General features: G+C 56.9%; 26 protein-coding genes and 1 pseudogene. 15 read left to right on the forward strand and 12 right to left on the reverse strand.

Annotated features, from left to right (window positions below):
• Position 1: 1 nt before the first annotated feature.
• From odhB to mdh, 8 genes are all read right to left on the reverse strand, one after another.
• Positions 2-1,510, reverse strand: coding sequence for a 2-oxoglutarate dehydrogenase complex dihydrolipoyllysine-residue succinyltransferase (gene odhB, locus GOW93_RS14780; protein WP_170385780.1), 1,509 nt, complete (start codon positions 1,508-1,510; stop codon positions 2-4).
• A 3-nt stretch (positions 1,511-1,513) separates the two neighbouring features.
• Entirely contained in the window at positions 1,514-4,471 is a 2,958-nt protein-coding gene (locus GOW93_RS14785) for a 2-oxoglutarate dehydrogenase E1 component (RefSeq protein ID WP_170385783.1), read from the reverse strand.
• Complete coding sequence (locus tag GOW93_RS14790) at positions 4,468-5,010, reverse strand: DUF805 domain-containing protein (protein ID WP_170385786.1); 543 nt, start codon at positions 5,008-5,010, stop codon at positions 4,468-4,470. Before GOW93_RS14790 ends, GOW93_RS14785 begins: the two co-directional genes overlap by 4 nt.
• A gap of 91 nt (positions 5,011-5,101) precedes the next feature.
• Positions 5,102-5,821 (reverse strand): hypothetical protein, encoded by a 720-nt coding sequence (locus GOW93_RS14795; protein ID WP_170385789.1) that lies wholly within the window; start codon positions 5,819-5,821, stop codon positions 5,102-5,104.
• Entirely contained in the window at positions 5,821-6,708 is an 888-nt protein-coding gene (sucD, locus tag GOW93_RS14800; RefSeq protein WP_170385792.1) for a succinate--CoA ligase subunit alpha, read from the reverse strand. The genes GOW93_RS14795 and sucD overlap by 1 nt, the downstream gene beginning before the upstream one ends.
• A gap of 86 nt (positions 6,709-6,794) precedes the next feature.
• Entirely contained in the window at positions 6,795-7,337 is a 543-nt protein-coding gene (locus GOW93_RS14805) for a hypothetical protein (RefSeq protein WP_170385795.1), read from the reverse strand.
• Between the two features lie 4 nt (positions 7,338-7,341).
• The gene (gene sucC, locus GOW93_RS14810; RefSeq protein WP_170385798.1) at positions 7,342-8,535 is read right to left on the reverse strand and encodes an ADP-forming succinate--CoA ligase subunit beta; all 1,194 of its coding nucleotides are present in this window, start codon (positions 8,533-8,535) and stop codon (positions 7,342-7,344) included.
• 322 nt (positions 8,536-8,857) lie between these two features.
• On the reverse strand, positions 8,858-9,820 hold the full coding sequence (mdh, locus tag GOW93_RS14815) for a malate dehydrogenase (protein ID WP_170385801.1): 963 nt from the start codon (positions 9,818-9,820) through the stop codon (positions 8,858-8,860).
• 161 nt (positions 9,821-9,981) lie between these two features.
• Here mdh and GOW93_RS14820 point away from each other — a divergent pair, with 161 nt between their 5' ends.
• The gene (locus GOW93_RS14820; RefSeq protein ID WP_170385804.1) at positions 9,982-10,737 is read left to right on the forward strand and encodes a sulfite exporter TauE/SafE family protein; all 756 of its coding nucleotides are present in this window, start codon (positions 9,982-9,984) and stop codon (positions 10,735-10,737) included.
• On the opposite strand, the gene GOW93_RS14825 is transcribed toward GOW93_RS14820, so the two are convergent.
• Positions 10,734-11,033 (reverse strand): hypothetical protein, encoded by a 300-nt coding sequence (locus tag GOW93_RS14825; protein ID WP_170385807.1) that lies wholly within the window; start codon positions 11,031-11,033, stop codon positions 10,734-10,736. The two genes, GOW93_RS14820 and GOW93_RS14825, sit on opposite strands and share 4 nt — an antisense overlap.
• Before the next feature lie 169 nt (positions 11,034-11,202).
• Between GOW93_RS14825 and GOW93_RS14830 the strand changes: the two genes are divergently transcribed.
• From GOW93_RS14830 to GOW93_RS14875, 10 genes are all read left to right on the forward strand, one after another.
• Positions 11,203-12,060 (forward strand): HpcH/HpaI aldolase/citrate lyase family protein, encoded by an 858-nt coding sequence (locus tag GOW93_RS14830; protein WP_170385810.1) that lies wholly within the window; start codon positions 11,203-11,205, stop codon positions 12,058-12,060.
• A gap of 6 nt (positions 12,061-12,066) precedes the next feature.
• Entirely contained in the window at positions 12,067-12,621 is a 555-nt protein-coding gene (locus GOW93_RS14835) for an NnrU family protein (protein ID WP_170385813.1), read from the forward strand.
• 12 nt (positions 12,622-12,633) lie between these two features.
• On the forward strand, positions 12,634-12,840 hold the full coding sequence (locus tag GOW93_RS14840) for a DUF1737 domain-containing protein (RefSeq protein WP_170385816.1): 207 nt from the start codon (positions 12,634-12,636) through the stop codon (positions 12,838-12,840).
• Entirely contained in the window at positions 12,840-13,868 is a 1,029-nt protein-coding gene (locus GOW93_RS14845; protein WP_170385819.1) for a MaoC family dehydratase, read from the forward strand. The genes GOW93_RS14840 and GOW93_RS14845 overlap by 1 nt, the downstream gene beginning before the upstream one ends.
• Positions 13,869-13,921: 53 nt before the next feature.
• Complete coding sequence (locus GOW93_RS14850; RefSeq protein WP_170385825.1) at positions 13,922-14,584, forward strand: DUF1194 domain-containing protein; 663 nt, start codon at positions 13,922-13,924, stop codon at positions 14,582-14,584.
• 212 nt (positions 14,585-14,796) lie between these two features.
• A complete protein-coding gene (gene sdhC, locus GOW93_RS14855) occupies positions 14,797-15,180 on the forward strand; it encodes a succinate dehydrogenase, cytochrome b556 subunit (RefSeq protein ID WP_170385828.1) in 384 nt (127 codons plus the stop codon).
• A gap of 11 nt (positions 15,181-15,191) precedes the next feature.
• Positions 15,192-15,563: a succinate dehydrogenase, hydrophobic membrane anchor protein gene (locus GOW93_RS14860; protein ID WP_170385831.1), complete on the forward strand. Its 372-nt coding sequence runs from the start codon at positions 15,192-15,194 to the stop codon at positions 15,561-15,563.
• A 25-nt stretch (positions 15,564-15,588) separates the two neighbouring features.
• On the forward strand, positions 15,589-17,397 hold the full coding sequence (gene sdhA, locus GOW93_RS14865; protein ID WP_170385834.1) for a succinate dehydrogenase flavoprotein subunit: 1,809 nt from the start codon (positions 15,589-15,591) through the stop codon (positions 17,395-17,397).
• A gap of 12 nt (positions 17,398-17,409) precedes the next feature.
• The gene (locus tag GOW93_RS14870) at positions 17,410-18,189 is read left to right on the forward strand and encodes a succinate dehydrogenase iron-sulfur subunit (protein WP_170385837.1); all 780 of its coding nucleotides are present in this window, start codon (positions 17,410-17,412) and stop codon (positions 18,187-18,189) included.
• 137 nt (positions 18,190-18,326) lie between these two features.
• Complete coding sequence (locus GOW93_RS14875; RefSeq protein WP_170385840.1) at positions 18,327-18,467, forward strand: hypothetical protein; 141 nt, start codon at positions 18,327-18,329, stop codon at positions 18,465-18,467.
• 259 nt (positions 18,468-18,726) lie between these two features.
• Here the strand turns inward: GOW93_RS14875 and deoD are convergent, their stop codons facing one another.
• From deoD to GOW93_RS14890, 3 genes and pseudogenes are all read right to left on the reverse strand, one after another.
• Entirely contained in the window at positions 18,727-19,440 is a 714-nt protein-coding gene (gene deoD / locus GOW93_RS14880) for a purine-nucleoside phosphorylase (RefSeq protein ID WP_170385843.1), read from the reverse strand.
• A gap of 17 nt (positions 19,441-19,457) precedes the next feature.
• Positions 19,458-19,775, reverse strand: coding sequence for an H-NS histone family protein (locus GOW93_RS14885; protein ID WP_170385846.1), 318 nt, complete (start codon positions 19,773-19,775; stop codon positions 19,458-19,460).
• Between the two features lie 125 nt (positions 19,776-19,900).
• A pseudogene (locus GOW93_RS14890) lies at positions 19,901-21,880 on the reverse strand (protein meaA); the annotation flags it as partial.
• A gap of 130 nt (positions 21,881-22,010) precedes the next feature.
• Between GOW93_RS14890 and GOW93_RS14895 the strand changes: the two are divergent.
• The 4 genes from GOW93_RS14895 (at position 22,011) to GOW93_RS14910 (ending at position 25,876) form a co-directional block, all read left to right on the forward strand.
• The gene (locus GOW93_RS14895) at positions 22,011-23,399 is read left to right on the forward strand and encodes a 1-acyl-sn-glycerol-3-phosphate acyltransferase (RefSeq protein ID WP_170385852.1); all 1,389 of its coding nucleotides are present in this window, start codon (positions 22,011-22,013) and stop codon (positions 23,397-23,399) included.
• Between the two features lie 111 nt (positions 23,400-23,510).
• Positions 23,511-24,797 (forward strand): crotonyl-CoA carboxylase/reductase, encoded by a 1,287-nt coding sequence (gene ccrA, locus GOW93_RS14900; protein WP_170385855.1) that lies wholly within the window; start codon positions 23,511-23,513, stop codon positions 24,795-24,797.
• Positions 24,798-24,999: 202 nt separating this feature from the next.
• The gene (locus GOW93_RS14905; protein ID WP_170385449.1) at positions 25,000-25,218 is read left to right on the forward strand and encodes a hypothetical protein; all 219 of its coding nucleotides are present in this window, start codon (positions 25,000-25,002) and stop codon (positions 25,216-25,218) included.
• Positions 25,157-25,876, forward strand: a complete 720-nt coding sequence (locus tag GOW93_RS14910; RefSeq protein ID WP_170385858.1) for a helix-turn-helix transcriptional regulator — start codon at positions 25,157-25,159, stop codon at positions 25,874-25,876. The genes GOW93_RS14905 and GOW93_RS14910 overlap by 62 nt, the downstream gene beginning before the upstream one ends.
• Positions 25,877-25,920: the final 44 nt, after the last annotated feature.

Consider the following 25,920-nt stretch of genomic DNA (forward strand, 5'->3'; position numbering starts at 1 on the left):
ATTACAGATCCATCAACAGGCGGCGCGGATCTTCCAGCGCCTCTTTTACACGAACAAGGAAGGTCACGGCGCCTTTGCCGTCAACGATCCGGTGGTCATAGGACAGGGCAAGATACATCATCGGACGGATCACAACCTGACCGTTGATCGCCATCGGACGGTCCTGGATTTTGTGCATGCCCAGGATGCCCGATTGCGGGGGGTTCAGGATTGGGGACGACATCAGCGAGCCATAGACACCACCATTCGAGATGGTGAAAGTGCCGCCCTGCATTTCCTCCATCGAAAGCTTGCCGTCACGCGCCCGCTTGCCTTTCTCGGCAATGGCTTTTTCGATAGCGGCAAAGGACATCGAGTCCGCGTCGCGGATAACCGGAACCACCAGACCGGTGGGTGTGCCGGCGGCCACACCCATGTGGACGAAGTTCTTGTAGACGATGTCAGTGCCGTCGATCTCGGCGTTCACCTCGGGCACTTCCTTCAGAGCATGGCAGCAGGCCTTGGTGAAGAAGGACATAAAGCCCAGACGCACGCCGTGCTTTTTCTCGAACTGGTCTTTGTACTGGTTGCGCAAAGCCATCACCTCGGTCATGTCCACCTCGTTATAGGTGGTCAGCATGGCGGCGGTGTTCTGACTGTCCTTCAGACGCTTGGCAATGGTCTGGCGCAGGCGGGTCATCTTGACCCGTTCCTCGCGTGCAGCGTCATGGGCCGCGACCGGTGCACGCGGCGCGGCAGCAGGGGCTGGAGCTGGCGCCGGAGCGGCGGCAGTTGCCACGGCGCGGGCCACGTCCTCTTTCATGATACGACCATCGCGACCGGTACCGCTGACCTGATCGGCGGACAACCCGGCCTGCGCCATGGCTTTCTCAGCCGACGGCGCGTTGGCGATATCTTTGCCTGCGGTGGTAGCTGCAGCAGGGGCCGCTGCAGCGGCTGGGGCTGCGGCAGGGGCAGCCACAGCACCCGAACCAGAGATCACGGCCAGCTTGGCCGAAGCATCCACAGTGGTGCCTTCGGGGGCGACGATTTCGGCCAGAACGCCAGCGGCGGGGGCCGGAACCTCGACCGATACCTTGTCGGTTTCTAGTTCGCACAGCATTTCGTCTTGTGCGACCGCATCGCCAACCTGTTTGAACCATGTGGAAACAGTAGCTTCGGTGACGGATTCACCCAGAGTAGGGACCATCACATCAACGCTGCCAGCGTCTGCGGTCGGTGCGGCCTCGGCTGCAGGGGCAGGGGCTGCGGCTGGGGCCGGGGCAGCGCCTCCGCCTGCTGTTATGGTGGCCAGCAACGCGTCAACGCCAACGGTTTCACCTTCGGCGGCGACGATCTCGCCCATGACGCCGGCGGCAGGCGCCGGAACTTCAACTGTTACCTTGTCGGTTTCAAGCTCACAGAGCATCTCATCCATTGCCACCGCGTCACCTGGTTTCTTGAACCAGGTCGCAACCGTGGCTTCGGTGACAGATTCGCCAAGCGTGGGAACACGAACTTCAATGGTCATCGTTTACTTTCCTTCGATGCTCAGCGCTTCGTTCACGAGCGCTTCTTGTTGGGCTTTGTGTTGGCTGGCCAGTCCCGTCGCGGGTGAAGCCGAGGTTGCGCGGCCGACATAGCGTGGCCGTGTGTGTTTGGCCTTGATGCGGGTCAGGACCCATTCGATGTTGGGTTCGATAAATGTCCAGGCACCTTGGTTCTTGGGCTCTTCCTGACACCAGACCATCTCGGCCCCTTTAAAGCGCTCAAGTTCATTGATCAGCGAATGTGCCGGGAACGGGTAGTATTGCTCGATCCGCATCAGATAGACATCGTCGATGCCGCGTGCGTCGCGCTCCTCCAGCAGGTCATAATAGACCTTGCCGGAACACATCACCACGCGCTTGATCTTGTCGTCCTTGACCAGCTTAGTGTCCGAGTTGCCCTTTTGCGCGTCATCCCACAGCACCCGGTGGAAGCTCGACCCGGTGGTGAAATCTTCGGCCGTGCTGATCGCCAGCTTGTGGCGCAGCAACGATTTCGGGGTCACCAGGATCAGCGGCTTACGGAAGGTGCGGTGCAATTGTCGGCGCAGGATGTGGAAATAGTTCGCAGGCGTCGTACAGTTCGCCACGATCCAGTTGTCCTGGCCGCACATCTGAAGGAATCGTTCCAGACGAGCCGAGCTGTGCTCGGGACCTTGCCCTTCGAACCCGTGCGGCAGCAAGGTGACCAGACCGGACATGCGCAGCCACTTACTTTCGCCCGAGCTGATGAACTGGTCGAACATGATTTGCGCACCATTGGCGAAGTCGCCAAATTGCGCCTCCCACAGGGTCAGGGCGTTTGGTTCTGCCAGCGAGTAGCCGTATTCGAAACCCAGAACCGCATATTCGGACAGCATCGAGTCAATCACGTCATAATGTGACTGACCCTTGCGTATATTGTTCAGCGGATAATAACGCTGCTCGGTTTCCTGATGGATAAAGCCCGAGTGGCGCTGGCTGAATGTACCGCGTGTTGCATCCTGACCAGACAAACGCACCGGGAAGCCTTCGGTCAGCAGAGAGCCAAAAGCCAGAGCCTCACCCGTGGCCCAGTCAAAACCTTTGCCGGTTTCAAACATCCGCTTTTTGTGATCAAGCAGGCGGCCAACGGTTTTGTGCAGTGCGAATCCGTCCGGGACTTTGGTCAGCGCTGTGCCGACCTCGGCCAGGGTTTCCGGCGTGATTGCAGTTTCACCACGGACGTATTCTTCTTTGTTCTTGTCCAGATGCGACCAGCGCCCATCCAGCCAGTCGGCCTTGTTGGGTTTAAAGTCTTTACCGGCCTCGAACTCATCGTTCAGATGGGCCTGGAAGGCGGCCTTCATGTCCTCGATTTCGCCCTCGGGGATCAGGCCATCTTTGACCAGGCGCTCGGTATACAGCGACAAAGTGGTCTTATGCGTCTTGATCTTCTTGTACATGATCGGGTTGGTGAACATGGGCTCGTCGCCCTCGTTGTGACCAAACCGGCGGTAGCAGAAGATGTCGATAACAACATCCTTGTGGAACTTCTGACGGAACTCGGTCGCCACCTTGGCGGCGTGCACCACGGCTTCGGGATCGTCGCCGTTCACGTGGAAGATCGGTGCCTCGACCATCAGCGCGATATCTGTAGGATACGGGCTGGAGCGTGAGAAGTGCGGCGCGGTGGTGAAACCGATCTGGTTGTTCACGACGATATGCATGGTGCCGCCGGTCTTGTGCCCTTTCAGGCCCGACAGGCCAAAGCCTTCGGCCACCACACCCTGACCTGCAAATGCCGCATCACCGTGTAGCAGAACGCCCATGACCTTGGTGCGATCTTCATCATGCAGCTGATCCTGCTTGGCGCGGACCTTGCCCAGCACGACCGGGTTCACCGCCTCAAGGTGGGACGGGTTTGCGGTCAGCGACAAGTGCACGCTGTTGCCATTGAACTCACGGTCACTGGACGCACCGAGGTGATATTTCACATCGCCCGAGCCATCCACATCCTCTGGCTTGAAGCTGCCGCCCTGAAATTCGTTGAAAATGGCGCGATAGGGCTTGCCCATAACATTGGCCAGAATGTTCAGGCGGCCCCGGTGCGGCATGCCGATGACGATGTCACTCAGGCCCAGCGCACCGCCACGCTTGATGATCTGCTCCATCGCCGGGATGAGCGCTTCACCACCGTCCAGACCGAAGCGTTTGGTGCCCATGTATTTCACGTGCAGGAATTTCTCGAAGCCCTCGGCCTCGACCATCTTGTTTAGGATCGCCTTGCGGCCTTCTTTGGTAAAGGCGATTTCCTTGCCATAGCCCTCGATCCGTTCCTTCAGCCACGCGGCCTCTTCTGGGTTCGAGATATGCATGTACTGAAGCGCAAACGTACCGCAGTAGGTCCGCTTCACGATCTCAACGATTTGACGCATGCTGGCCATCTGCAGGCCCAGAACATTGTCGATAAAGATCGGGCGATCCATGTCGGCATCGGTGAAGCCATAAGTCTTCGGGTCCAGCTCGGGATGCGTGCTGGCCGCGCGCATACCCAACGGATCCAGATCGGCGGCCAGATGGCCCCGGATACGATAGGCCCGGATCAGCATCAACGCCCGTAGGCTGTCCAGCACAGCGCGCTTGATCTGATCTTCGCTGACCTGAACGCCTTTGTCCGCCGCCTTTTCTTTGATCTTCTTGCCTGCGGCCTTGGCATCAATCTCAGCCCATTCGCCGGTCAGTGCGCCGGTCAGATCATCCGCTGGCATCGGCGGCCAGTCGGTCCGCGCCCAGGACGGCCCCTCGGCCTCTTTCTGTACGTCAGGTGAGGCGTCACCCATAGCCTTGAAGAACTCGGCCCAGGCGGCATCGACCGCACCGGGGTTCTTGGTGTACTGGGCATAAAGCTGCTCCAGATACTCGGCATTGTGCCCCTGCATGAAGCTTGAGGCGTGAAACGCGGAATTGGGCGTATGTTCGGTCATTGGGCTACCTCATATGGGTTGGGACCGTATTGGTTGGTGCCTGGCTGGCTGGGGCGGGTCAGCCACCACAGAACCAGGAGGGGCGACACAAACAGAACAAGCAGTGTCGGAATAACGATCAGCAGCGTGGCGCGGGTGAACAGAATGTCCAGACTGCCGCCATGCTGGAAGCTGGATGCAAGGCCGATGCCAAAGACCAGAACGGCCCCGGCACCAAGGATCAGCAGTATCGGCAGCAGAGCATAAAGTCCGCTGCGCCCTGTATCATGCATCCGCCGCCACGCGACGGCCAGATGCGGGAAGAACACGATCAGGCTGACGATGCCTTGGACCGGCTGCGAGGATGTGGCGGTGACGGATTTCACCTCATCGCTTTCGCTGACCGAGACCTGAGTGAAGAACTGCCAGTCGATGATCCCGGCGATGATGTTCCAGATCACGATGAACAGGAAAAAGAACCAGTATTCGGGCCGCGAGGCCCGACCCGAGAAGGTGAAGAATTTGGAGAAACAGGTGCGGATGGCGTCGTAGAAGGTCATGACGCGAACTCCATAAAAGATCGCGAAACCTTAGGTAGACTAAAAAAGTACGAACTAGTCATAGCTTCAATTCTAACTCCAAGCCGACAAACTAATGAAGACGTTCGCTTTTTTCATACCGGTACAAAGCACCAATTTCAGCGAGCTCTAGTTGAGGTAATAGTTTGCCAGGAAAGCGTTCTCGCGCGAATTCAATTATGTACGGATCTCTACCACTTCTGGCGATCCGACCATATTGCGATCCCCCTTCGCCTCGGTCCTCCCATTTATGCTGAAGCCCGCGCCAATTTCCAACAGGGGTGAAAAAAGTTGAAGAGTTGCCATTGAATTTCTCCCGAAGACTTTCTGTTTCAATCAGCGTGACGTCTCTCGGAACAAATGCCCACACGCCAATCGAAAACCCAGACGAAGCCTTTTCTTCGCTGCGGGTTCGAGCCAAAACAACCTTTGCATCCGGCCAGTTGTCGTTGCGTAGCACATCCGTTCGAACCGCAAGAGTGCCATCTATGTGGCGCAGGAAACTCGGGCTACGAGTCCCCATTGGGATGCGCATATGACGATAAAAGTTGAAAATGCTTCGGAACCCCCTCGGGTCCAAAATTCCAAAACTCATGCCAAGTTGATTGAGCGTTACTCTCCGCCTCAAACGAACCAAATTAGTTGTTCCAACGCGGTACCAACCCGCTTCCGACAATGTCTCGGCAAGAAACTCGCCCCCTTGTTTTGGAAATTCTTCGAAACACGCGCAAAGACTGGCTTTGGCGTGTTCCGTGGTTACCGAATCCGGCAAGGAGGCGGGTAGGTTTTGCATCAGCCGTTCTGTATCGCTTCCAACACAGCCTCACCCAGCTGCGCCGGGCTTTCCGCCACGACTATACCGGCCGAGCGCATGGCTTCGATCTTGTCCTCGGCACCGCCTTTGCCACCGGCGACGATTGCGCCCGCGTGGCCCATACGGCGGCCCGGAGGGGCCGTGCGGCCTGCGATGAAGCCAGCGGTCGGTTTCTTGCGGCCCTTCTTGGCCTCATCCGCCAGGAACTGCGCGGCTTCTTCCTCGGCTGAACCACCGATCTCACCGATCATGATGATCGACTCGGTTTCGTCATCGGCCAGGAACCATTCCAGCACATCGATATGCTCGGTGCCCTTGATCGGGTCGCCGCCGATGCCCACACAGGTGGACTGGCCCAGTCCTACGTCAGTTGTCTGTTTCACAGCTTCATAAGTAAGCGTACCCGAGCGGGAAACGACACCCACGCTCCCGCGTTTGTGAATGTGACCGGGCATAATGCCGATCTTGCAGGCATCAGGCGTGATGACACCGGGGCAGTTCGGGCCGATCAGGCGCGATTTGCTGCCTTCCAGCGCGCGCTGTACTCTCATCATGTCCAGAACCGGGATGCCTTCGGTGATGCAGACGATTACTTCCATCTCGGCATCAATCGCTTCGAGGATCGAGTCTGCCGCAAACGGCGGCGGAACATAGATCACGCTGGCATTGGCTTCGGTCACGTGCTTGGCTTCGTGGACCGAGTTGAACACGGGCAGGCCCAGATGCTCCATCCCGCCTTTGCCGGGGGTCACGCCGCCGACCATCTTGGTGCCATAGGCGATGGCCTGTTCAGAGTGGAATGTGCCCTGCGAGCCGGTAAAGCCCTGACAGATCACTTTGGTATTTTCGTCGATGAGGACTGCCATCTGGCGTTCTCCTTTGATTTTCGTAGGATGGGCTTTGAACCCATCATCTCAATTAAAGATGGGTGAAATCACCCATCCTACGTTCTCTAATTCGGCAGGTAGATCAGCCTGATCGAAGCGCCGGGGGTCTTTGGAAAAGGCTCCCGCTGTTCTTGCCAAGACTTGTTCGCAGCAATGTAGACGTTTCGATTGTCGTCGAATGACGCCCAAGCCTGAACGGCTTTTTTGGAAAGGCCCTGACCGCGTTCAGCGTTGGTAACTGCGTCGTACTTATTCACCCAGGGAAGGGCGAGTTTGTAGCTTTGATCAGGGGTCATGTTCTCCAAGCCAACGATGCAGATGCTTTCCTGCGACATTCGTCCAATAACCAGAATGACACCAGTGTTTTCCGAGCGATAGTAGCGAAACCCGGCTTGTCCACCGACTTCCTTGTAGCCAAGGGACTTGAGCTTGGTCTCGGCAGCCTTTTCATTGGGAAAGCTATCTGAACAGACCTTTGCCGCTTGACTGGCAAAAGCGAATTGTTCGTCGCTTGCTTTCACTGACGCTGACTGGCTTGTGCCTTCTGCGGTCATGCATCCAGAGACGGCAAGAACTACAGAAAACGCGATGGACGAAATCAGGCGCACGAACTTAACCCTTAACCGCCTTCACGATCTTCTCGGCACCGTCTTTCAGGTTGTCCGCAGCGATCACGTCCAGGCCAGAGGTGTTGATGATCTCTTTGCCTTTCTCGACATTGGTGCCTTCCAGACGCACGACCAGCGGAACCTGCAGGCCGACCTCTTTCACCGCAGCGACAACGCCCTCGGCAATCACATCACAGCGCATGATGCCGCCGAAGATGTTGACCAGAATACCTTTGACCTGCGGGTCCGAGGTGATGATCTTGAACGCCTCGGTCACTTTTTCTTTGGTCGCACCGCCGCCCACGTCGAGGAAGTTGGCAGGTTCAGCACCGTACAGCTTGATGATGTCCATGGTTGCCATCGCCAGACCGGCACCGTTCACCATGCAGCCGATCTCACCATCCAGCGCGATGTAGTTCAGGTCGTATTTCGAGGCTTCCAATTCCTTGGGGTCTTCCTCGGTCGTGTCGCGCAGCTCGGCGATATCGGGGTGGCGGTAGACCGCGTTGCCGTCAAAGCCGACTTTGGCGTCCAGCACCTTGAGGTCGCCGCTGTCCGAGACGATCAGCGGGTTGATCTCCAGCATCTCCATGTCCTTCTCGACGAAGGCGGTGTAGAGCTGACCCATCAGTTTGACGCACTGCTTGACCTGTGCGCCCTCAAGGCCCAACGAGAAGGCGATGCGGCGGCCGTGATAAGGCTGATAACCGGTTGCGGGGTCAACTGAGAAGGACAGAATTTTCTCGGGCGTTGCAGCGGCCACTTCTTCGATATCCATGCCGCCTTCGGTCGAGCACACGAACGAGATGCGGCTGGTCTGGCGGTCCACCAGCAGGGCCAGGTACAGTTCGCGTTCGATGCCTGAACCGGCCTCGATATAGATGCGGTTGACCTGCTTTCCTGCGGGGCCGGTCTGATGTGTGACTAGAGTGCGGCCCAGCATCTTTTTGGCTTCCTCGGCGGCCTCTTCAACCGATTTGGTCAGACGGACACCGCCCTTTTCACCGGCATCGGCCTCTTTAAAAGACCCTTTGCCTCGGCCACCTGCATGAATCTGCGCCTTAACAACCCACAAGGGGCCATCCAGTTCGCCTGCTGCGGTTTTGGCTTCCTCGGCGCGCAGAACCGCGCGACCTTCGGAGACCGGAGCGCCATAGCTGCGAAGAAGAGCTTTGGCTTGATATTCGTGAATGTTCATCAACACTGTCCCGTCTGACTACGATTAACCCGTTATAGAGTGCTGTAGAGCAGAAATTTAAAGGGTTTTTTGACAGCATGGCGTTTTTTCACGAAGATTTTCCCTATTTGTGATCACAGCTTTCTGGGGTGTGATCACATTTTCGGGTCTTGGTGATTTTTGATTCGATTGACTGGGCGAAACGCTCAAAAACACATTCAATAAAGGGATTTGGGCCGTTTGCGCCAACATCTACGGTCGTGTAAATCAGATCGACCTTGGGTGTATAAAAGAAAAACCGGCCCGATATTGGGGCCGGTTTTCCGAAGATTTTCTAGAAGGCTCAGGCGAGCGAGCTATCGATACCTTTGCAAGCGTCGATCAGACCCTTAACGGCGTTGACCGAGTTGTCGAAACCTGCCTGTTCGTCTTCGTTCAGCTTGATGTCGACGATGCGTTCAATGCCGCCGGCGCCAATCACTGTGGGGACGCCGACATACAGGCCATCCACACCCAGTTCACCGTTGCAATAGGCGGCGCAAGGCAGAACGCGTTTTTGGTCCTTCAGGTAGGCTTCGGCCATTTCGATTGCCGAAGTTGCCGGAGCGTAGAACGCAGAGCCGGTTTTCAGCAGGCCAACGATCTCGGCACCGCCGTCACGGGTGCGCTGCACAATGGCGTCCAGTTTCTCTTGCGAGGTCCAGCCCATCTCAACCAGGTCGGGCAGCGGGATGCCGGCGACGGTCGAATAACGGACCGACGGGACCATGGTATCGCCGTGGCCGCCCAGAACGAAGGCGGTGACATCGCGCATCGAAACGTTGAACTCTTCCGACAGGAAGTGTGCAAAACGGGCCGAGTCCAGAACGCCTGCCATGCCGCAGACCTTGTGATGCGGCAGGCCCGAGAATTCGCGCAGAGCCCAGACCATCGCGTCCAGCGGGTTGGTGATGCAGATCACGAATGCGTCGGGCGCGTGGGCGGCAATGCCTTCGCCAACCGATTTCATGACTTTCAGGTTGATGCCCAGCAGGTCATCACGGCTCATGCCCGGTTTGCGTGCAACCCCGGCGGTGACGATGCAGACGTCTGCGCCAGCGATATCAGCATAGTCGCTGGTGCCCGACATGGCTGCGTCGAAACCTTCGGATGGTCCGGATTCAGCGATGTCTAGCGCCTTGCCTTGCGGCAGGCCGTCGGCGATGTCGAACATGACAACGTCGCCCAGTTCCTTAACAGCTGCGAGATGGGCAAGTGTGCCGCCGATGTTCCCCGCGCCGATAAGCGCGATCTTGGGTCTGGCCATTTGGATGATCTCCGGTCGGTTTTGAAATTGCGGCTGTGCTAGTCGTTTATATTTGTTCTTGCAAGTATCATGGGGCGCGGCATGCAACCGCATACAGTTTGCACTGTGGTCTGTGATTGCGCTAAACGGCCTTTAAGACAAGCCTATAACCGGGATGCCGCATGTTCGAATTGAACCTGATGTTTTTTGCTGTGGCGATCCCTGCGGTGATCTTTGCGGGAATCTCGAAGGGTGGGTTCGGATCGGGCGTGGCCTTTGCATCTTCGTCGATTCTGGCCTTGATACTTGAACCCGGTCAGGCGCTGGCACTGATGTTGCCGATCCTTATGGTTATAGATGTGGCCACTCTTGGACCCTATTGGAAACGTTGGAATTGGCCGGATGCTCGACTGCTGATTTTGGGCGCTGTGCCGGGTGTAGCGCTGGGTGCATTCCTGTATCGCGCCACGGATGACGACCTGCTGCGCCTTCTCATCGGGGGGATCTCGGTTGGCTTCGTGATCTGGCATATTGGCCAAAGCAAAGGCCTGATCCGTGGCTTTGCCAACCGCCTGCCGCCAATTGCGGGGCTGTTTGCCGGGTTGGTCGCGGGTTTCACCAGCTTTGTCAGCCACGCCGGTGGGCCGCCTGCCGCCGTCTATCTGCTGTCACAGCGCCTGACAAAGACCGAGTTTCAGGCTTCGACCGTGTTGGTTTTCTGGGTTATCAATATCGCGAAATTTGTGCCTTATGCCTATTTGGGCCTGTTCACCTGGCACACCGCTTGGGCCGATCTGCTGCTGACACCCTTTGCAATTCTCGGGGCCTGGCTGGGCGTCCGGGCACATTTCTTGCTGTCCGAGCGCATGTTTTTTTCCATCGCCTATGTGTTGTTGACGCTGACGGGTAGCAAACTGATCTGGGACGCTCTGACTTAGATGTTTGGCGGCAGGGCCTCGACCGTCGCCTCATATGCTTGGCCCGAGACGACAAGGCAGGTGATCCCGTCCGGCAGCGTCACCGTGATCGTCCAACTGCCGGTTTGGTCGGAGGCATACACTTCCATCACCGCACCCTGACGCGCAATGCCGATGCCGCGGCGTGTTTCCCCATAGGTTTCGGTCAGCCGCTTCATCACATCTTCGCGCGGTGCACAGGTACCGGCCCGCACCTGTTGCGCAGCAAGAACCATGATTCCAAGGCCCATTGTCATCGTAAACAGCGTCTTTTTCATCTGCGTACCCTCTGGATTCCATCTGGATTCAGGGTGGGGCGGACAGGGCGAAATTCGGTTAAACTACCGTACGTTGTACCGCAAATGCTGCAGCGCGGCGATTTTGTCCTTGAACTTTCCGACAAAAAATGCCCCATTCCGCGCAACATTCTTTCAAAGGGAGAGGCCAATGGACCCTCGTCAGCGCCCCTATCGCTCAGTTCTCTATATCCCCGGCTCCCGTGACCGGGCGCTGGACAAGGCTCGGACTTTGCCAGTTGATGCGATCATCTTTGACCTCGAGGATGCAGTTGCAGCGGATGAAAAAGCCAATGCACGCGAAACGCTTCGCGCTGCACTGGCAGCCGGAGGGTACGGTGATCGGGTCAAAATCGTGCGGATCAACGGCCTGGATACCGAATGGGGTCGGGCCGATGCCGAAGCCGTACGAAACATGGACGCCGATGTGGTGCTGCTGCCCAAAGTGAACTCAGCCGCTGACGTGGACGCATTGGCGGCGATTACCGGAGATATGCCGATTTGGGCGATGATGGAGACACCGCGCGGAATGCTGAACGCCGCCGAGATTGCGGCCCATCCTCTGATGGCCGGGTTCGTTATGGGCACCAATGATCTGGCAAAAGACCTCCAGACCCGGTTCCGCCCTGACCGCCTGCCGCTGATGACCTCGCTGGGTCTTTGCCTGCTGGCCGCCAAGACCGAAGGGCTGATCATCGTGGATGGCGTCTATAACGCATTCAAGGACACTGACGGTCTTGCTGCTGAATGTGAGCAGGGCCGCGATATGGGTTTCGACGGCAAAACCCTGATCCACCCGGCTCAGGTGGAAGTCGCCAATGCGGCTTTTGCACCTTCCGAGGCTGAAATTGATCTTGCCCGCCGTCAGATCGCGGCCTTTGAAGAGACCGAAGCGCAGGGTCAGGGCGTTGCCGTTGTAGACGGTAAGATTGTTGAAAACCTGCATGTTGTAACAGCCCGTGAAACTCTGGCAAAAGCAGAGGCGATATCAGCTTTGCAAGCGGGGTAAGCCAGTATGGGCTTTGTTCTTCTGATCCTTGGTGTGGCGCTTTGGTGGGCCGCGCATCTGTTCAAACGCGTGATGCCTGAACAGCGCGCGGCTTTGGGTAATGGCGGAAAAGGCGCTGTTGCGCTGGCTCTGGTGGCGGCGATTCTGTTGATGATTTTCGGCTATCGCATGACCGATGCGATCTTTGTCTGGGCGCCACCAACGTTCATGGTGCACATAAACAACCTGCTGGTGCTGATCGCGATTTACATGATGAGTCCCGCAGGCACCAAAGGCCGCCTGCTGAATAAGCTCCGCCATCCTATGCTGGGAGGTTTCAAGCTGTGGGCCTTTGCGCATTTGCTGGTCAATGGCGATCTGACCTCGATCATCCTGTTTGGCGGGCTTCTGGCCTGGGCCGTGGTCGAAGTGATCGTAATCAACAAGTCCGAACCCGAATGGACGCCGGGTGAGCCCGGCACCTATGGCAAGGATGCGATGTTCTTTGTCGCGTCGATCGTTCTGCTGGGTGTGATTGGTTACATCCACGGGCTGGTCGGTCCATCCCCGTTTGGCGGATAAGGAGCAAAGATCATGGCAAAACTATATCGTCTGCTTACCGAGGAAGACACCTCGGCCTTCTGCCACAAAGTGTCTGGCGCGCTGGCCAAAGGGTGGGAGCTTTATGGCTCACCTTCCTATGCCTATGACGAAAACAGCCGCATGATGCGCTGCGCGCAGGCCGTGACCAAAGAGGTTGAGGCCGACTATTCCCCCGAAATGAAACTGGGACAGCAATAATGGCAAAAACAAATCCGGGCCGATTCTTCGAAGACTACGCAGTCGGGCAGGTTCTGCACCATGCCGTGCCACGCACGGTGACAGAAGGTGAGCGGGGCCTTTACCATGCGCTCTATCCGGCGCGCCATGCGCTTTACTCGTCTGATGAGTTCGCACGCGCCTGCGGGTTGCAGGAAAGCCCCATTGATGATCTGGCGGCGTTTCACGTGGTGTTCGGTAAAACAGTGCCGGATGTCTCGCTGAATGCGGTGGCCAACCTTGGCTATGCCGAGGGGCGTTGGTTGCTGCCGGTCTACGCCGGTGACACGCTGCGCTCGGTCTCTGAGGTGATCGGTGTCAAGCAGAACTCGAACGGCAAGACCGGCGTGGTCTGGGTGCGGACACGGGGCCTGAACCAGTTGGACGAAGTGGTCATCGAATATGTCCGCTGGGTGATGGTGCGCAAGGCGAACCCGAATGCACCTGCACCAGAAACGGTGGTGCCAGAGCTGAAAAAGGTTTTGGAGCCAGGTGATCTGGTTGTCCCCGAAGGGTTGGACTTTTCAAACTACGATTTCGCGCTGGCAGGCGAGCCACATCGCTGGGGCGACTACGAAATTGGCGAAACCATCGACCACGTGGACGGCGTTACCGTGGAAGAAGCCGAGCATATGTTGGCCACGCGTCTGTGGCAGAACACGGCAAAGGTGCATTTCGACCTGACTTTCCGCCCCGATGGACGGTTGATCTATGGTGGCCACGTGATCTCGATGGCGCGGACATTGTCTTTCAATGGGTTGGCCAACGCGCAAATGATTGTTGGTCTGAATGGTGGCGCCCATGCCAACCCCTGCTTTGCAGGCGACACAATCAAAGCCTGGTCCGAGGTTCTGGATAAGGCCGAAACTGGCGTACCCGGAGTAGGTGCCATCCGTCTGCGACTAGTGGCTACAAAGGGCGGAGAGCCATTTGAGCTGAAAAACGAAGAGGGTCGGTATCATCCGAATGTTCTGCTGGACCTCGACTATTGGGCGTTGATGCCGACCTGATAGAAGCACATTCATGTGATCGCAGTCTGCGCTGTTCATGCTAGGCTGCGGTCATGATCCTTCTTCGCTCACTCGCTGCTTGCTTGTTTCTGACGCCGCCTGCGTTGGCGTGTGATCTGGCGCTGGCTTTGGCAGTGGATGTATCCGGGTCGGTCGATTCATCGGAATATCGGATCCAGATGGATGGTCTGGCTACCGGCCTGCGGGATCCCCTTGTGTCTGAGGCGCTGGTGCGCGGGCAGGCGCAGGTGATGCTTGTGCAGTGGACCGGATCCTCGCGGCAGAAGACCACCATCCCCTGGACCAAGATCGACAGTTTTGAAACGCTTGAACAGTTTGCGGATAAGGTCGCCAACGATCCAAGGGTCTGGCGTAATTTTTCCACTGCGATCGGCGAGGCGCTTGAGATGACCATGTCCAGCTTTGAGCCGGTTTCCGAATGTAAACGCCACCTTATCGATATCTCGGGCGATGGTGTTTCGAACGAAGGGATCGAACCGTCGGAACTGCACGAAGCATTGCGCAGTCGAGGTGTGACCGTGAATGCCATAGCGATCGAAGAAAGTGAGCCGGACCTGACGGCCTATTTCTTTGAAAACGTCATTGTCGGGGAGGGGGCGTTTGTGGTGTCTGCATCCGGGTTTGCCGACTATCCCGAACGGATCCGAAAAAAGCTGTTGCGCGAAGTTGTGAAACAATCGGCTGCTCTTGAGTGATGGCGAAGATTCGTGATCACAATAAGCGACACCCGTAAACGCTAACATTGAGATAATTGAATTAATTTTGTGATCACAGGTCTATTTGGTGTGATCACGATTTGTCAAAATCTGCAACTTTGGCCCTATTTTACCCATTTTTGCGCATGCAGCACGTGACAGCGAGGCAAAAAAAGGTAAAACGACGAATAGCCAACGTAAGAGGAGCCGACATGGCCGATGTCAATCGGGGCAACCGCCCGCTCTCGCCACATATTATGATTTACCGCCCTCAGATGACGTCTATGTCGTCGATCATGGTCCGTCTGACCGGGATTGGGGTATTCGCCGTTGCAATTCTGGTTGTCTGGTGGCTGCTGGCCGCTTCAACCTCGGAAGCTGCGTTTGCCGGGATCGACGGATTCCTGCGCAGCTGGTTCGGCGACATTGTTCTGACCGCTGCGACCTGGGGGCTTTGGTATCACACGCTGGGCCGTCTGCGTCATGTTCTCTGGGATTTTGGCTATTGCCTGGATATCGAAGTTGCCGAGAAGCTGGGGCTGGGCATGTTCGTTGGCACGACCATCCTGACCATCATCACTGTGATTGCGGTTTAAGGAGACGGCACATGCGATATCTGACTGACCGTAAGCGCGCGCAGGGTCTGGGCGCAGGCAAATCCGGCACACACACCCATTGGCAGACGATGGTTCGGGCGATGATCCTGACCGTGCTGGTTCCGATTTTCATCTTCACCTTAGGTGCAGGCATTGGTGGAACCTACGAAGAGGTTCTGGCCTATTTCAGCCGCCCCTTCCCGGCGATTGTAACTGCCCTGACGTTGATCGTTGGCCTGTTGCAGTTGATGTACGAAGCTCAGGAGGCGATTGAGGATTATGTGCATGGGGTGCTTGAGAAAGTCTCTCTCGCTGCAATGTGGGCTCTGGGCTACACGCTGATGGCGGCCGGGGTTTTCGCCCTGGTCAAACTCGCCCTGTGATGATGCGCGGTAAGGAATAAGAACAATGACAGCAGCATATGAATATGAAACCCACGAATACGACGTTGTTGTCGTAGGCGCAGGTGGTGCGGGTCTGCGGGCGACGCTGGGCATGGCGGAACAGGGTCTGCGCACAGCGTGTGTGACCAAGGTGTTTCCGACCCGCTCGCACACAGTTGCGGCTCAGGGCGGTATCGCGGCTTCCTTGTCAAACATGGGTCCTGACCACTGGCAGTGGCACATGTATGACACCGTAAAAGGCTCGGACTGGCTGGGTGACACCGACGCGATGGAATACCTCGCGCGTGAGGCGCCTAAGGCCGTGTACGAGCTTGAGCACTATGGCGTGCCCTTCAGCCGGACCGAGGAAGGCAAGATCTATCAGCGCCCCTTCGGCGGTCACACCACAGAATTTGGCGAAGGCCCCGCCGTGCAGCGCACCTGTGCCGCTGCCGACCGGACCGGTCACGCGATCCTGCATACGCTGTACGGCCAGTCACTGAAGAATAACGCCGAATTCTACATCGAATACTTCGCCATCGACCTGATCATGTCCGAAGACGGGCAGTGCCAGGGCGTCGTCTGCTGGAAGCTGGACGATGGCACGATGCACGTCTTCAACGCCAAGATGGTTGTTCTGGCGACCGGCGGTTACGGCCGCGCCTATTTCAGCGCAACTTCGGCCCATACCTGCACCGGCGACGGTGGCGGTATGGTGGCCCGTGCGGGTCTGGCACTGCAGGATATGGAATTCGTTCAGTTCCACCCCACCGGCATCTACGGCTCGGGCTGCCTGATCACCGAAGGTGCGCGTGGTGAGGGCGGTTACCTGACCAACTCGGAAGGCGAACGGTTCATGGAGCGTTATGCGCCCCAGTACAAGGATTTGGCACCGCGCGACTATGTTTCGCGCTCGATGACCATGGAAATCCGCGAAGGCCGTGGTCTGGGTGAGAATGGCGACCATATCCACCTGAACCTAAGCCACTTGCCCGCCGAAGCTTTGGCAGAGCGTCTGCCGGGAATCTCGGAATCGGCGCGCGTTTTTGCCGGCGTCGATGTCACCAAGGAACCGATCCCGGTTCTGCCGACCGTGCATTATAACATGGGCGGTATCCCGACCAACTATTGGGGTGAGGTCCTGAACCCCACTGCCGACAACCCGACCGGTGTCGTGCCGGGCCTGATGGCTGTGGGTGAGGCTGGTTGTGCCTCGGTCCACGGTGCGAACCGTCTGGGCTCGAACTCGCTGATCGACCTCGTGGTGTTTGGCCGTGCGGCTGCAATTCGTGCGGGTGAGGTCGTGGACGCCAAAGCCGCGAATCCGGTTCTGAACCGGGCTTCGGTGGACAAGGCGTTTGACCGCTTCGACGCGGTCCGCAACGCCAGCGGCGCGATCCCGACCGCCGATCTGCGGCTTGAGATGCAGCGGACCATGCAGGAAGACGCGGCCGTATTCCGGACCGCCAAGACCATGGCCGAGGGTGTCGAGAAGATGACTGCCATTGCCGCCAAAATGGACGACCTCAAAGTCACCGATCGCTCCTTGGTCTGGAACAGTGACCTGATGGAGACGCTGGAGCTGACCAACCTGATGCCGAGCGCTCTGGCCACCATCGTCGGCGCTGAGGCGCGGAAAGAGTCCCGCGGCGCGCACGCGCATGAGGATTTCACCGAACGCGATGATGAGAACTGGCGCGTTCACACCGTATCTCGGGTTGAGGGCAACAAAGTTGAACTCAGCTATCGCCCTGTCATTGTTGACCCGCTGACCACCGAAGACGAAGGCGGCATCAGCCTCAAGAAAATCGCGCCCAAGGCGCGGACGTTCTAAGGAGAGGAACTTATGGTACAACTGACCCTCCCCAAGAATTCGCGCATCACGACGGGCAAAACCTGGCCCAAGCCAGAGGGCGCTACCAATGTGCGCAAGTTCCAGATCTATCGCTGGAATCCGGATGATGGGAAAAATCCGCAGCTCGACACCTATTTCGTCGACATGGACAGTTGTGGTCCGATGGTTCTGGATGCGCTGATCAAGATCAAGAACGAGATCGACCCGACCCTGACTTTCCGCCGGTCCTGCCGGGAAGGGATCTGTGGATCGTGCGCGATGAACATCGACGGGATCAACACGCTGGCCTGTATCTATGGAATGGATGAGATCAAGGGCGACGTGAAAATCTATCCGCTGCCGCATATGCCTGTGGTCAAGGACCTGATCCCAGATCTGACCCATTTCTATGCGCAGCACGCTTCGATCATGCCGTGGCTGGAAACCAAGACCAACCGCCCGGCTAAAGAATGGAAGCAGTCGATCGAAGACCGCAAGAAACTGGATGGCCTGTATGAATGCGTGATGTGCGCCAGCTGCTCGACCTCGTGCCCGAGCTATTGGTGGAACGGTGACCGCTATCTTGGGCCCGCCGCGCTGCTGCATGCCTATCGCTGGATCATCGACAGCCGAGACGAAGCCACAGGCGAGCGTCTGGATGAGCTGGAAGACCCGTTCAAGCTGTATCGCTGCCATACGATCATGAACTGTGCCAAGACCTGCCCGAAAGGTCTGAACCCGGCCAAGGCGATTGCCGAAATTAAAAAGATGATGGTCGACCGTTCAGTCTAAACAAGCCTTAGATTGCTGCACTTGCCGTCTTTCGGCAAGTGCATGGCAAGATTGCAAAACTATGCAATGCAGCTGGTCCTGATCCGCACTAGTCTGCGCACAGGGAGGAGTGATGGAACCGAAACGGGATCGCTCCGATGCAAGAACAAATCTCTGAAACCAAATCAGCCGAGGCGCTGGAAGCGCTGGAGCAGGCATGGGCCTATTACACACCGGAACCTGCGGTGGTGCCTGAAACTCATGAGCCCGAGCTGTTTGAATATGCCAACGCGGCATGACGCTTGAAATTGCCCCTTGATTGGGCGATGCCTTAGCATGCCTATTTTCTTGCTTTTACTGGCCGCTGGTGTGTTCGCCTATTTCTTTTGGCGGGCGCGAACGTCTTCTTTGACGCGTGATTGCCGGTGGCGGCAACATCGCAAGGAAGGTTTTTGGGTGTGCGCCTATTGCGGAGCACAGCAAGATGGGACGGCTTCTCCGACCAATTGCTTAAAGGGAAAATAGAAGAACAGGGCGTTGTTGACGCCCTGTCTTTGCTTACTCAACGTTTGGAAATGCCGCCTGCAGGGCAATCTCGACCATTTCGCCAAAGCTGCTTTCGCGCTCGGATGAGGGCAGTGCCTCACCGGTCAGTAGGTGATCGGAGACAGTCAGAACAGCCAAGGCCCGGCAGTTGTGACGTGCGGCCAGGATATAAAGTTCAGCCGCTTCCATCTCGACCCCCAGAATGCCGTGCCGCATCATCTGTTCATTCAAATCAGGACGTTCATCATAAAATACATCTGACGAATAAATCCCGCCTACATGGGTAGGCGTACCCTTGGCCGCCGCCGCTTGCGCTGCGGCTTGCAGTAGGCCCCAATCGGCGCAAGGCGCAAAGTTCAGCTCTTTCAGAATGCCGCGCGACGGCGTGCTGAGAGTGGTCGCTGTCATCGCCAGAATTACATCGCGAATTTTGACGTTCTCCTGCATCCCGCCGCACGAGCCGATACGGATCAATGTCTTGGTGCCGTAATCACGGATCAATTCGTTGGCATAGATCGACAGCGAAGGCATGCCCATTCCACTGCCTTGTATCGTGACGGGGTTTCCCTTCCAGGTTCCAGTAAATCCCAACATGCCGCGGACGTCATTAACCAGCTTTGCATCCTGCAAAAACGTTTCCGCCGCCCATTTTGCACGGTACGGGTCGCCGGGCATTAAAACGGTTTCAGCAATTTCGCCTTTTTGGGCACCGATATGAATTGTCATTTTAGGGCCAATTCCGGTTAGATTTCCAGGTCCGAGATATCTGCCCCGGCCTTCAATGCGTCATGAACCCACTGTGGTTTGCGTCCACGCCCCGACCAGGTCTGGTCCGGGTCGGCGGGGTTTTTGTATTTTGCTTTGTTTTTTGGTGCTTTCGCGGATTTTGATGCGTCACCGGACAATTCAGAAAGAGAGAACCCAAATTCAGCCGCAGCTTTTTCGGCGGCTTGCAATGCCTCTTTGCGTTCGCGCTTTTCTGCGCTTTTTAACGCGATATCCACCTGATCGCGCAATTCAATCAGGTCTTTGCGCGACATCTTTTCAAGGTTGATCGCCATTTCAGTTCTCCATTCCGCATTCTGTTACGGACGGGCTTTATAGCCCGCCGTATTACAGGAAACGGAATTTAACTATCTCGCTGGCCAAAGCAACAGATATTAAAAGATCCGAATAGAACGAAGCGTTATTCTGCCGCCAGGTTTTGCGGATCGACCAAGGTGACAATATCGCCCATAATTGCATTCAGCTCAAAATTCTTGGGCGTATAGATTTTGGAAACGCCCATGGCTTTGAGTTTTGCTGCATCGTCGTCAGGAATAATTCCGCCGACAACAACCGGGATATTGTTCAATCCGGCCTCGCGCAGGCGGTTCATCACGTCCTGCACCAACGGGATATGGCTGCCAGAGAGAATAGACAAACCGATCACATGGGCGTCGTCGTCAATTGCAGCGGTGACAATCTCTTCGGGGGTCAGGCGGATACCTTCATAGCTGATATCCATGCCGCAATCGCGGGCACGGAATGCTATTTGTTCGGCGCCGTTGGAATGGCCGTCCAGTCCTGGCTTGCCGACCAGGAATTTGAGGCGACGGCCCAGCTTGTCGCTGACGGCGTCGACCGCAGCGCGCAAATCGTCCAGTCCTTCGGTCTTGTTCGACACCGAACCTGAAACGCCGGTTGGCCCGCGATAGGTGCCATAGACCTTGCGCATCTCTTCTGCCCATTCACCCGTGGTGACACCCGCCTTTGCGGCAGCAATCGAGGGTTCCATCACATTGGTTCCGGATTGGGCGGCTTCACGCAGCGCGGCCAGAGCGGCAGACACTGCTGCGTCATCTCGCTCTGCACGCCATGCGTTCAGACGGTCGATTTGCTCCTGCTCAACCGCCGGGTCGACGACCATGATGCCGCCATCTTCGGTTTGCAGGGGAGACGGCTCACCTTCGATCCATTTGTTCACGCCAACCACAACGGTTTCATTCCGTTCGATCCGGTTTAGGCGTTCGGCATTTGAATCGACGAGGCGAGATTTCATGTATTCGATCGACGCCACAGCGCCGCCCATCGAGTCCAGATTGGCCAGCTCGGCCCGCGCGCCTTCTTTCAGTTCCTCGACTTTTGCGTCGACAGCGGGGTTGCCGTCGAACAGGTCACCGTACTCCAGCAGGTCGGTCTCATAGGCCAGAATCTGCTGCATCCGCATCGACCATTGCTGATCCCACGGACGGGGCAGGCCAAGGGCCTCATTCCATGCTGGCAGCTGCACGGCACGGGCGCGCGCTTTTTTGGAAAGCGTCACAGCCAGCATTTCAATCAGGATGCGATACACATTGTTTTCAGGCTGCTGCTCGGTCAGGCCCAGCGAGTTCACCTGAACACCATAACGGAAGCGGCGGAATTTCGGATTCTCGACGCCGTAACGGTCTTTCAGAATTTCATCCCAAAGATCAACGAAGGCTCGCATTTTGCACATCTCTGTGACAAAGCGGATACCTGCATTCACAAAGAATGAAATACGGCCACACAGCGCCGGGAAATCTTCGGCTGGAACGCGTGGGCGCAGTTCATCCAGTACCGCGATGGCAGTGGCCAACGCATAGGCCAATTCCTGTTCCGGTGTCGCGCCTGCCTCTTGCAGGTGATAGGAACACACGTTCATCGGGTTCCATTTCGGTACGTTCGAATAGCAATACTCGGCGACGTCAGCGATCATCTTCAGCGATGGCTTCGGAGGGCAGACATAGGTGCCGCGGCTCAGGTATTCTTTGATCAGATCGTTTTGCACGGTGCCCTGCAGCTTGGACACATCTGCGCCCTGTTCCTCGGCAACCGCGATATAAAGCGCCAACAGCCATGGGGCCGTCGCGTTAATCGTCATTGACGTGTTCATCTGTTCCAGCGGTATTTGATCGAACAGAACCCGCATGTCACCCAGATGGCTAATCGGTACGCCAACTTTGCCGACCTCGCCGCGTGCCAGCGTGTGATCACTGTCATACCCGGTCTGAGTCGGCAGGTCGAAAGCCACCGAAAGCCCTGTTTGCCCTTTGGCCAGGTTTCCGCGGTACAGCGCGTTTGATGCCTTGGCGGTGGAGTGACCGGCATAGGTGCGGATGAGCCAGGGGCGATCTTTCTGCGTCTGCGTCATAGCGGGGCCTCGTGTATCGGGTGAGTAAGAAAATTACGCTCAAGCGTTCTAAAGCGCAATTTTCGGGATATGTCAATTCGCTGCGTCGCGGCATATATGTGTTCAGATTGTAGGACGTGACGTTTGGTGGCAGTGTGCGCTCATGACTCAGACCGTGGAACTTCCGCTTTGGCTGTTTTTGCTGATCCTGGTGTTTGCCGCGGTCACGCTGGCATCGCATTTTCTGTTCCCATCGGTGCGCTGGTTTTTTCGCCGTCGTCTGGAGCGTGCGGTCAAGCGATTGAACACGCGGCTTCAGCGGCCAATCCAGCCGTTCAAATTGGCGCGCCGACACGACATGATTCAGCGCCTTATCTATGATCCCCAGGTTGGGCAGGCCGTTCAGGCCCATGCCCGAGAAACTGGCGTGCCCGAGGCCGTCGCCTTTGAGCAGGCCCGCCGCTTTGCACGCGAGATCGTTCCGTCCTTTTCAGCCGTTGCCTATTTCAGCATAGCTATCCGCATGGCGCGTATGCTGAGCAACGCATTCTATAATGTGCGGCTGAGCTATATGGACGAAAAAGCACTGAAGGACATCGACCCGGACGCCACGGTCGTCTTCGTCATGAATCACCGCAGCAATATGGACTATGTGCTGGTCACGTATCTGGCCGCGCGGCAATCGGCCCTGTCCTACGCAGTGGGAGAGTGGGCGCGGGTCTGGCCGCTTAGCCGCCTGATTCGGGCAATGGGGGCCTACTTTATTCGCCGAAAATCGGGCAGTGAGCTGTATCGGCAGGTGCTGGCCTGTTATGTACGCCACGCAACAGAGGCCGGTGTGACGCAGGCCATGTTCCCCGAAGGCGGGTTGAGCCTGACCGGTGCATTGGGAAGACCCAAGCTGGGTCTGTTAAAATACATTATCGATGCCACCGTCCCTGCCGGACGGGACGTGGTGTTTGTGCCCGTCGCCCTGAATTACGACCGGGTGCTTGAGGATACGATTCTGACCAAGGCCGCGCTGGGGAATGAGCGCCGCTTTCGTGCCAAGATCGGAGTGATAGCCTGGTGGATTTTGAAGCAGGTTGGCCGACGGCTGGTCGGGCGTTATGAACGGTTCGGGGTCGCTTCGGTGCGGTATGGACAGCCGATCTCGCTGCAGGCGTTTCGCGCGGATCACGAGGAAAACCTGATGACGGATCTGGCGCGTGATCTTATGGAAGGCATTGCGGAGGCGATTCCATTGGTTCCCGGTGCCGCAGCCTGTTGGATCGTGCGCGAAAAGGGTGAAATCTCGCAAACCGATGCGGTGGCGTTGATTGATCACCTTCAGCAACACAACGGATATTCAGTGCCGATGGATCGTCAGACGATCGAGAGCGGTATTCAGCAATTGGTAGATCGTCGCATTCTCAAACGTGAGGACGGGAAATTATCGTCGTCAGGTCAACGGGTTGATCTTCTGGACTACTATGCAGCCTCGGCGCCTTTGGGTGGAAAACAGTTTGATGCTGCGCTTGCGAAAGAAAATTCTGCAGCCGCAGGGTCATAAAATTACAAAAATAACTCAAAATGGGTTGCAATGTTGCTCAGCGGCCAATACTCATCGGGTAAAGCCGACGATTCTGCATCGCGGCGAGAGTTTTGAACATAGGAGGCTATCATGGCTCTGGACACCGACAGCGGCATCGCGTCGTACGAGGCACCGGAAAAAGACCTGTATGAGATGGGTGAAATCCCTCCGATGGGATATGTCCCGAAACAAATGTATGCGTGGGCGATCCGCAAAGAGCGCCATGGCGAGCCGGATACCGCCATGCAGTTGGAAGTGGTGGACGTGCCCAAGCTGGACAGCCACGAAGTGCTGGTTCTGGTGATGGCAGCAGGCGTGAACTACAACGGCGTCTGGGCGTCGTTGGGTAAGCCGATCAGCCCGTTCGACGGCCACGGTCAGCCGTTCCACATCGCAGGTTCTGATGCGTCGGGCATCGTTTGGGCCGTGGGTGACAAGGTCAAGCGCTGGAAAGTGGGCGACGAGGTTGTGATCCACTGCAACCAGGATGATGGCGATGACGAGCACTGCAACGGCGGCGACCCGATGTATTCGGCCAGCCAGCGCATCTGGGGCTATGAGACACCCGATGGTTCGTTCGCTCAGTTCACCAATGTTCAGGCTCAGCAGCTGATGCCACGCCCCAAGCACCTGACTTGGGAAGAAAGCGCCTGCTACACGCTGACACTGGCAACCGCCTATCGCATGCTGTTCGGCCACGAGCCGCATGACCTGAAGCCTGGCCAGAACGTTCTGGTTTGGGGCGCGTCGGGCGGTCTGGGGTCCTATGCGATCCAGCTGATCAACACTGCGGGTGCAAACGCGATCGGTGTGATCTCGGACGAAAGCAAGCGTGACTTCGTCATGAGCCTGGGCGCCAAAGGCGTTCTGAACCGTAAGGACTTTAACTGCTGGGGTCAGCTGCCCACAGTGAACACCCCGGAATATGCCGAGTGGTTCAAAGAGGCCCGCAAGTTCGGTAAGGCCATCTGGGACATCACCGGCAAGGGCAACAATGTCGACATGGTGTTCGAACATCCGGGCGAAAGCACCTTCCCAGTGTCGACCTTCGTGGTGAAAAAAGGCGGCATGGTCGTGATCTGTGCCGGTACCACCGGCTACAACCTGACCTTCGACGTTCGCTACATGTGGATGCACCAGAAGCGTCTGCAGGGCTCGCACTTTGCGCATCTGAAACAAGCGTCTGCAGCGAACCAGCTCATGGTCGAACGTCGCCTGGATCCGTGCATGTCCGAGGTTTTCTCGTGGAATGAACTTCCGGACGCCCATATGAAGATGCTGCGGAATGAGCATAAGCCGGGCAACATGTCGGTTCTGGTTCAGGCCCCGCAGACCGGAATGCGCACTCTGGAAGAGGTTTTGGACGCTCGCGGTTAAGCCGCACCAAAATGAAACACAGGCGCCCGCGAATCGTATGACGGATCGCGGGCGTCCTTTTTTTGGAAGGTTCTGCTTTTTCAGAGGTTTGTATGGAATATCCCCACTGTTTTTGGGGAGTAGAAAGCAGTGAATAGACTAAAAAATACTGCACATGCTATGGTTGTGTTAACCCTTCGTTAACTATTTCGGAGAGACCCTGATGGCGCAGAATAAGTGGATACTGGACGTGTTGTCGGACCTCAACGCCTTCGCTGTTGAGAACGGTTTGATCGCGCTGGCCGAGCAGTTGGATGACACCAAGCTGATTGCCGCAGCCGAGATCGCGTCTATGAAGGCTGAGGTGCGGACGCCTGCGGATGGGAACAAATCTCGATATGAGCCAGGTCCTGGAGGACTTGGAAAACACCAGCACGCTTGACGAGCTAAGCGACGTCGCCGTCCGGTTACGCGACAGGCTGAAAGTCGAACATCTCATATATCACTGGGTTGATGGCGCTGGGGATCAATACGGCTATACGACCTATCCCGATGCCTGGGCTGAGCGGTATCTTGAAAAGAACTATCACCGTATTGATCCCGTCATTCTGGGCTGTTTCCAGCGGTTCCACCCGGTCGATTGGAAAACGCTGGACTGGTCCAGCAAGGTAGCCAAGGCTTTCCTTCAAGACGCGCAAAGCCATGGGGTTGGAAATCAGGGGTATTCGATCCCAATCCGTGGCCCGAACGGGCAATTCGCCTTATTTACGGTCAACCACACCTGTGATGATGAAACTTGGAAAGCATTCATCGAACGGCATTCTCGTGAATTGATCCTGATTGCCCACTACATCAATCGTAAAGCCTTGGAGTTCGAAAGGGATCGGCAACCCGAGGCCTCGAGAGGTCTGTCACCCCGTGAAGTGGACGCGATGACATTGCTGGCGTTGGGCTACAGCCGGGCGCAAGTGGCCCATTCGCTGTCGATCTCTGAGCATACGTTGCGCGTCTACATCGAAGGCGCGCGGGCCAAGCTTGGGGCGCAGAACACCACCCATGCCATCGTCACGGCGCTGAGCAGAGGATTAATAGTGGTTTAAGACGCGCGCGCGCCTCCAACGGTAAATTAACTATGACTTTGTAC

It is taken from the genome of Ruegeria atlantica (genome assembly GCF_013032455.1).
Taxonomy (GTDB): Bacteria; Pseudomonadota; Alphaproteobacteria; order Rhodobacterales; family Rhodobacteraceae; genus Ruegeria; species Ruegeria atlantica_B.

Coding starts and splice junctions, on each gene's coding strand:
- odhB (WP_170385780.1), bottom strand. CDS start 1,510: ATGACCATTGAAGTTCGTGTTCCCACGCTTGGCGAATCTGTCACCGAA.
- GOW93_RS14785 (WP_170385783.1), bottom strand. CDS start 4,471: ATGACCGAACATACGCCCAATTCCGCGTTTCACGCCTCAAGCTTCATG.
- GOW93_RS14790 (WP_170385786.1), bottom strand. CDS start 5,010: ATGACCTTCTACGACGCCATCCGCACCTGTTTCTCCAAATTCTTCACC.
- GOW93_RS14795 (WP_170385789.1), bottom strand. CDS start 5,821: ATGCAAAACCTACCCGCCTCCTTGCCGGATTCGGTAACCACGGAACAC.
- sucD (WP_170385792.1), bottom strand. CDS start 6,708: ATGGCAGTCCTCATCGACGAAAATACCAAAGTGATCTGTCAGGGCTTT.
- sucC (WP_170385798.1), bottom strand. CDS start 8,535: ATGAACATTCACGAATATCAAGCCAAAGCTCTTCTTCGCAGCTATGGC.
- mdh (WP_170385801.1), bottom strand. CDS start 9,820: ATGGCCAGACCCAAGATCGCGCTTATCGGCGCGGGGAACATCGGCGGC.
- GOW93_RS14820 (WP_170385804.1), top strand. CDS start 9,982: ATGTTCGAATTGAACCTGATGTTTTTTGCTGTGGCGATCCCTGCGGTG.
- GOW93_RS14825 (WP_170385807.1), bottom strand. CDS start 11,033: ATGAAAAAGACGCTGTTTACGATGACAATGGGCCTTGGAATCATGGTT.
- GOW93_RS14830 (WP_170385810.1), top strand. CDS start 11,203: ATGGACCCTCGTCAGCGCCCCTATCGCTCAGTTCTCTATATCCCCGGC.
- GOW93_RS14835 (WP_170385813.1), top strand. CDS start 12,067: ATGGGCTTTGTTCTTCTGATCCTTGGTGTGGCGCTTTGGTGGGCCGCG.
- GOW93_RS14840 (WP_170385816.1), top strand. CDS start 12,634: ATGGCAAAACTATATCGTCTGCTTACCGAGGAAGACACCTCGGCCTTC.
- GOW93_RS14845 (WP_170385819.1), top strand. CDS start 12,840: ATGGCAAAAACAAATCCGGGCCGATTCTTCGAAGACTACGCAGTCGGG.
- GOW93_RS14850 (WP_170385825.1), top strand. CDS start 13,922: ATGATCCTTCTTCGCTCACTCGCTGCTTGCTTGTTTCTGACGCCGCCT.
- sdhC (WP_170385828.1), top strand. CDS start 14,797: ATGGCCGATGTCAATCGGGGCAACCGCCCGCTCTCGCCACATATTATG.
- GOW93_RS14860 (WP_170385831.1), top strand. CDS start 15,192: ATGCGATATCTGACTGACCGTAAGCGCGCGCAGGGTCTGGGCGCAGGC.
- sdhA (WP_170385834.1), top strand. CDS start 15,589: ATGACAGCAGCATATGAATATGAAACCCACGAATACGACGTTGTTGTC.
- GOW93_RS14870 (WP_170385837.1), top strand. CDS start 17,410: ATGGTACAACTGACCCTCCCCAAGAATTCGCGCATCACGACGGGCAAA.
- GOW93_RS14875 (WP_170385840.1), top strand. CDS start 18,327: ATGCAAGAACAAATCTCTGAAACCAAATCAGCCGAGGCGCTGGAAGCG.
- deoD (WP_170385843.1), bottom strand. CDS start 19,440: ATGACAATTCATATCGGTGCCCAAAAAGGCGAAATTGCTGAAACCGTT.
- GOW93_RS14885 (WP_170385846.1), bottom strand. CDS start 19,775: ATGGCGATCAACCTTGAAAAGATGTCGCGCAAAGACCTGATTGAATTG.
- GOW93_RS14895 (WP_170385852.1), top strand. CDS start 22,011: ATGACTCAGACCGTGGAACTTCCGCTTTGGCTGTTTTTGCTGATCCTG.
- ccrA (WP_170385855.1), top strand. CDS start 23,511: ATGGCTCTGGACACCGACAGCGGCATCGCGTCGTACGAGGCACCGGAA.
- GOW93_RS14905 (WP_170385449.1), top strand. CDS start 25,000: ATGGCGCAGAATAAGTGGATACTGGACGTGTTGTCGGACCTCAACGCC.
- GOW93_RS14910 (WP_170385858.1), top strand. CDS start 25,157: ATGGGAACAAATCTCGATATGAGCCAGGTCCTGGAGGACTTGGAAAAC.